Consider the following 2,204-nt stretch of genomic DNA (forward strand, 5'->3'; position numbering starts at 1 on the left):
CGACCGCCGTCACGACGCGAGCCCCGCCGCGGGACGGTCGGCCGGGGCGGCCTGCGAGGCCGCGGCGCGCGCGAAGAACCGCTCGGCGTTGCCCCCGAGGATGGCCGCGCGGTCGGCGTCGGTCAGGTCCGGGCAGGCCCGGACGGTCCCGCCCGGCTCCTGCTCGCCCAGCGGGAACGGGTAGTCGGTGCCGAGCATGACGCGCTCGACGCCCATGACGTCCACGAGCAGCCGCAGCGCGCGCGGATCGAACACGGCCGAGTCCACGTGGAACCGGTCGGTGTACTCCGAGGGCGGGCGCGGCGAGTCGGCGCGGACGATGTCGCGGTTGCGCCACGCGTTGTCGGCGCGTCCGAGCAGGAACGCGAAGCTGCCGCCGCCGTGGCAGAAGCACATCCGTAGCGTCCGCGGCAGCCGCTCGAACGTGCCGCCAAGCATCATGCCGAGGATGCTGAGCTGCGTCTCGGCGGGCATCCCGACCAGCCACGGCAGCATGTGCCCGCGCATCCGGTCGGTCGCCATCATGTCCCACGGGTGGACCAGCACCGGCAGCCCGAGCGCGGCGCAGTGCGCCAGGAACTCGGCGATCCCGGCGTCGTCCAGGTTCCGCTCGCCCACGTGGTTGCCGATGTGCACGCCCCGATGCCCGGCGGCGGCCGCGCGCGTCGCGACCTCGCAGGCCGTCTCGGTGTGCTGGAGCGGCACCTGGCAGAGCGGCAGCAGCCGGGCCGGGTCGGCCTCGCAGTACCGCAGGATGCGGTCGTTGACCAGGTCGCACCAGGCGGCGGCCCGGGCCGGGTCGGCCTCGTAGCCGAACATCAGCGGCGTGGACGACACCGCCTGGACGTCCACCCCCACCGCGTCCATGTCGGCCAGCCGGCGGGCGGGCTCCCACAGGCCCTCGGCGACCGGACGGTACTCGGCGCCGCCGCACATCATCATGCCGGTGCCGTCGCCGTGGTCGCGCAACCAGGGCTCGTCCACGTCGCTCAGCAGCCGTCCCTCCGCGCGGGTGATGCGGGGGAAGACGTGCGCGTGGACATCGAAGACGCTCACGGGAACCTCCGTTTTCCGGGCGTGCTCACGCCGCCCCGGCGGCGCGGGCCGCCGGGGGAACGATCTCGTCGGTCAGGCGCGGGGCGCCGTCGTGGGGGCCATCGCCTCGGGCCACTGCCGGCCCGGGTGCGTGGCGCCGCAGTTCGGGCACTCGCGGTCGCCCTCGTAGAAGGCCTGGAACACCGGCGGCAGGTCGTCCACGATCGACCGGACCTGGAGTTCGGCGCGGTGCACCAGGTGGTGGCACTCGGTGCAGTACCACTCGAAGGACTCCAGCTCGCCCTCCGGGCGGGAGATCTCGACGACCAGCCCGACCGAGCCGGCCTCGGGCCGCTGCGGCGAGTGCCGGACGTTCGGGGGCAGCAGGAAAACGTCCCCCTCGTTGATCTGCACGTCCACCGGAGGCTTGCCCTCCTCCTCCATCACGCGCAGCACCATGTTGCCCTTGAGCTGGTAGAAGAACTCCTCGCGCGGGTCCACGTGGAAGTCGGTGCGCTGGTTCGGGCCGCCGACGACCATGACGATCATCCCGGCGTCCTCGAACACCTGCTTGTTGCCGACCGGCGGCTTCAGCAGGTGCTCGTGCTCGGCGATCCACGCCTGGAAGTTGAACGGCCGTCCGTGCACCAGTTTCGGAAGCGTCATGACCCGGTCTCCTCCTGGGGGATGTGCGCGACGCACGAGATCTCGATCAGCAGATGCGGGTGGGGCAGCTGGTGCACCGCGACCGTGGTGCGGGCGGGGCCGGTCTCGTCGAAGTACTCGCCGTAGACCTCGTTGTAGCCGCCGAAGTCGTTCATGCTCACCAGGTAGGTGGTCACGTTCACGACGTCGGCCAGCCCTCCCCCGGCCGCCTCCAGCAGGTCGCGGATGTTCTCGATCACCGCGCGGGTCTGCGCGCGGATGTCGAGGTCGGTGACGCCCATCGGGTCGGCGCTCGCCCCGGCGAACGTGCCGTCCGGGCGCCGCGAGCTGGTCCCCGACACGAACACCAGGTCGCCCGCGCGCCGCAGGTGCGGGAACCGCCCGCGCGGCTTCGCCTTGCCCTCGACGAGGATCGCGTCGCTCACCTGGTCGTCACCTCCACCGAGCCGAGGCCCGCGCCGGTGACGCGGACGTGGGCGTCCTTGGGCAGCGGGACGGCGGCG

General features: G+C 72.8%; 3 protein-coding genes. All 3 read right to left on the reverse strand.

Features of this window, described 5'->3' with window-relative positions:
• Positions 1-9 precede the first annotated feature (9 nt).
• The 3 genes from AB0J52_RS37240 to AB0J52_RS37250 all read right to left on the reverse strand — a co-directional run bounded on the left by AB0J52_RS37240 (position 10) and on the right by AB0J52_RS37250 (position 2,126).
• Positions 10-1,056, reverse strand: a complete 1,047-nt coding sequence (locus AB0J52_RS37240; RefSeq protein WP_500187642.1) for an amidohydrolase family protein — start codon at positions 1,054-1,056, stop codon at positions 10-12.
• A gap of 72 nt (positions 1,057-1,128) precedes the next feature.
• Positions 1,129-1,701, reverse strand: coding sequence for a 3-hydroxyanthranilate 3,4-dioxygenase (locus tag AB0J52_RS37245; protein ID WP_500187644.1), 573 nt, complete (start codon positions 1,699-1,701; stop codon positions 1,129-1,131).
• Positions 1,698-2,126, reverse strand: coding sequence for a RidA family protein (locus AB0J52_RS37250; RefSeq protein WP_500187645.1), 429 nt, complete (start codon positions 2,124-2,126; stop codon positions 1,698-1,700). Before AB0J52_RS37250 ends, AB0J52_RS37245 begins: the two co-directional genes overlap by 4 nt.
• Positions 2,127-2,204: the final 78 nt, after the last annotated feature.

It is taken from the genome of Spirillospora sp. NPDC049652 (assembly GCF_040675125.1).
Taxonomy (GTDB): domain Bacteria; phylum Actinomycetota; class Actinomycetes; order Streptosporangiales; family Streptosporangiaceae; genus Spirillospora.

Excerpts from the sequence above, each read along its gene's own strand:
- AB0J52_RS37245 (WP_500187644.1), bottom strand. The coding sequence starts at position 1,701 with ATGACGCTTCCGAAACTGGTGCACGGACGGCCGTTCAACTTCCAGGCG.